Annotated in this window: 3 protein-coding genes; all 3 read right to left on the bottom strand. The window is 76.8% G+C overall.

All coding sequences use genetic code 11. The annotated features are described in order from the left end of the window. The coding region (locus ABZ749_RS31830; protein ID WP_357234336.1) for a glycosyltransferase family 4 protein at positions 1-1,033 on the bottom strand (1,033 nt) is incomplete at its 3' end. Continuing rightward, positions 1,030-2,718, bottom strand: coding sequence for a lipid II flippase MurJ (locus ABZ749_RS31835; RefSeq protein WP_357234339.1), 1,689 nt, complete (start codon positions 2,716-2,718; stop codon positions 1,030-1,032). The genes ABZ749_RS31830 and ABZ749_RS31835, both read right to left, overlap by 4 nt. A 1-nt stretch (position 2,719) precedes the next feature. Then, on the bottom strand, positions 2,720-3,531 hold an 812-nt coding region (locus tag ABZ749_RS31840), incomplete at its 5' end, for a hypothetical protein (protein WP_357234342.1).

The raw sequence follows: 3,531 nt of genomic DNA on the forward strand, positions 1-3,531 counted from the left end.
CGCCGCGCCGGCCCAACTCCGCCCGCGCCGCCGGGTCGTCCAGCAACGCGCGTACGGCCGCGTCGAGGGCGTCCACGTCACCGGCGGGAACCAGCGTGGCGGCGTCGCCGACCAGGTCCGGGAGCCCGCCGACAGCGGTGGCCACCAGTGGCACACCGGCGCGCAACGCCTCCTGGGCGAAGAGTTGCCGCGCCTCCCAGTCGCTGGTCACCACCGCCAGGTCGGCGCCGGCGAGCAGGTCGGCCACGTCGGTGCGGTGCCCCAGCAGGGTCACCGGTGCGCGGGCGGCGGAGGTCCGCGCGGCGAGCGGCAGATACGCCGGCCCGCTGCCCGCGATCACCACGACCGGCGGCGGGGTACGCGTACGCCAGCGGGCCGCCGCGTCGATCAGCACGTCGTAGCGCTTCTGCGGGTGCAACCGACCGACCGAGACGATCAACGGCTGGTCCGGGCGGACGCCGAACTCGGCGCGTACCGCCGCCGGGCGTCGACGCGGCGCGGGCAGCGTCGGCGCGGCGACCGGGGCGAGCCGGGCGTCGGCGGCACCCACCTCGGCGGCCCGCCGCACCAGGTCCGCGGAGGCACCGAGCGCCACCCGCACGCCCCGGGCGACGACACGTTCGACGAGCCGGGACACCCCGCCCCGCAGTCCCCCGGCGAGCACCGCGTTGTGCCAGGTGACGATCAGCGGGACGGCCGGACGGGCCAGCACGGCGACCAACCCGGCCCGCAGGCCGTGCGCGTGCACCACGTCGACGGTGGCGGCGGCGAGCGCCCGGCGCAGCGTGAGCACCGCCCGCGCGTCGGCCGGAGTCGGGCTGGCCGGGATCTCCACCGCCTCGAACCGGGCACCGACACCGGTGAAGTCGAACTGCTCCTGGGTGGCGGCGGGCCCGCAGACCAGGACTGTGGCGCCGCCCGCGACGAGGCCACGGGCCACCGAACGGACGTGCTGGCCGACCCCACCGGTGCTGGACGCGAGCACCAACGCGACGGTGCCCGACCAGCCGGCGGGCAGAGGTGGCTCAGTCATCGCGTCGCCGTCTCCTTCCCGTCACCCCGCTGCGCGGAGCCCGCGCCCGGTGTCGGCGCACCGCCGGACGGCCCCCGCCGGCCCAGACGCCGCAGCACCCCGGCGAGCAGTGGCTGTACGTCCCGCCGGTCGACGAACCAGACCACGGCGAGGAACACAACCCCAACCAGAACCCCGGACAGCATGCCCTGACCGAACGCCGCCGCCGTCGTCGGGGTGCCGCCGTCCGACTGGTCGAGCCAACGGCTGAGGCCCAGCCCGGCGAGCCCGGCGAGCACACCGGCGAGGCCACCGGCCGCTGCGGCCCGTGCCGCTCCCGCGAGGGCGGGACGGCCGGCGCTGCGCCGCACCGCCAGGAGCAGCAGAGCGCCCAGCACCAGCATCCCCACCGAGTTCGCGGCCGTCACCGCGAGCACCCGGTCGCGCAGGGGCAGCACCGCGCCGAGCAGCAGGACGACGGCAGGCACCACCAGGAAGCCGACCGCCGTGGCGAACGTCGCCGCCCGGGTCTCGCCCCGCGCGTAGAGCGCCCGGGTGAGCACCGCGAAGAGGCCGTAGCCGACCAGGCCGGGGGCGTACCCGATGATCGCGGCGGCGGCCGTCGACGCGGTGTCCGCCGGGAAGAAGAAGTGCCCCACCGGCCCGGCGGTCCCGATCAACGCGGCCGTGCCGAGGCAACTGAACAGGAGCACACCACGCACGGCCGGCGCCAGGGTCGCCCGGTAGGTGCGCTCGTCCCCGGCGGCCCGCGCCGCCGCCAGGGTCGGGTAGGCGGCGATGGCCAGCGGTACCGCCAGCACCGCCCACGGCAGCAGGTAGACGGTCTGCGCCAGGTTGTAGACGCCCGGGTTGCTCCGCGCTCCGGCGGTGACCTGGTTCAGGCTGACGATCAGCGCGATCTGCTGGGTGGTGACGGTGACCGCGCCGGCCACCGCCAACCCGCCGACCCTCGCCCGCGCGTCGGCGGGAAACCCGAAACCGGGTCGCAGCCCGAGGCGCAACCGGCGGACCGGGATCAGCAACGACAACGACAGCACCACCACGCCGAGGGTGGTGCCGCCGGAGAGCAGCAACTCACCGCCGGCGCTCACCCCGCCGACCGTGGCGTACCGGCCCTGCGTGACGGTGAACCCCAGGTACACCAGGATGACGGTGAGGCTGGACAGCAACGGGGCGAGCACCGGCCAGGCGAAACGGCGGTGTGCCTGGAGCACTCCGGTGAGCACGATGCCGACCCCGTACAGCGGCAGCTGCGGCGCGAAGACCCGCAGCATCCGCACGCCGCTCTGCTGCTGGGCGGTGGTCAGGTGGTGGCCCAGCGACTCGACCACCGGGCCGGCCAGCAGCACCACGAGCAGCGCGAGGGGGACCAGCAGGGCCAGCGTCCAGGTCAGCAACGCGCCGGTGGTCCGGGCCACGGCCGTCCGGTCGCCCGCCGCGACCGCACCGGCGAGCAGCGGTACGACGAGACTGGCCAGCGCTCCCCCGGCGACGATCTCGAAGATGAAGTTCGGCACCGCGTTGGCCACCACGTAGGTGCCACCGAGGTCGGTGGGCGCCAGGCTCCAGGTGAACACGGCGGTGCGGCCGAAGCCGGCGAGTCGGCTGGCCACGGTGAGGACGGCGATGAGCGCGGCTGCCCCGGCCAGCCGGCCGGCGCCGGCGAGGGGTGCCGGTCTGGTCACGTCAGTCGGCGCGTCGGCCCAGTGCGTCGAGTTCGCGCAGCCCCGGGGTCCGCTGGATCACCGCGGTGAAGCTGACCTTCTCGCTGGCGGCGGTGAGCCCGGCCAGGACGGCCAGCAGACCGGCCCGGCCGAGCGGGCCGGTCCGGGCGGCGAGCGCGACGCCGAGCACCGCCCCGAGCGCGTTCGCGCCACTGTCGCCGAGCATCACGTCCTCGGCCAGGTCGTCGCGGAGCAGACCGGCGGCGGCGCCGGCCGCGCCCGCCGCGATACCGCCCTGCGGGCCGCCGGTCAACGGCGCCGCGAGCAACAACCCGGACTTGACGGCGCGGCCCGGCCGCAGGTCGAGCAGGTTGAGCAGGTTGGCCGTGCCGGCGATCACACCGGCGCCGAGCAGCACGTCGACGCCCCGGCCGAACGCACCGTGCCGCTGCCGGCGCGGGTGCGCGGCGACCCGGGAGTCGGCGGCGAGCAGCGCGGCGGCGCCCAGCCCGACGGCGCCCACCCCGACGACCTTGACCAGACCGGCGGTGACCCGCCCCTCGCGCAGCGCGGCGAGGTGCCCGGCGAAACCCTTGGCCGCCTTCTGCTCCGGCCGCGCGCCGACCACGTCGTCGTACAGGCCGACACCGCCCGCGCCGAGACCGGCGACCAGGGCGGCCCCACCGGCGGCGCCGCCGGTGGCACCGAACGCGCCGGCGGCGGCAGCGCCGGCGGCGAGGCACCCCGTTCGCGATGAGGTCGGCGGCGGCCCGGGTGGAGGGGGCGAGGGTGCGCTGCGCCGAGTTGTGGATCTCGCGGATCCGCCGCCACGCC

The sequence above is a fragment of the Micromonospora sp. NPDC047753 genome, assembly GCF_040642735.1.
Lineage (GTDB): Bacteria > Actinomycetota > Actinomycetes > Mycobacteriales > Micromonosporaceae > Micromonospora.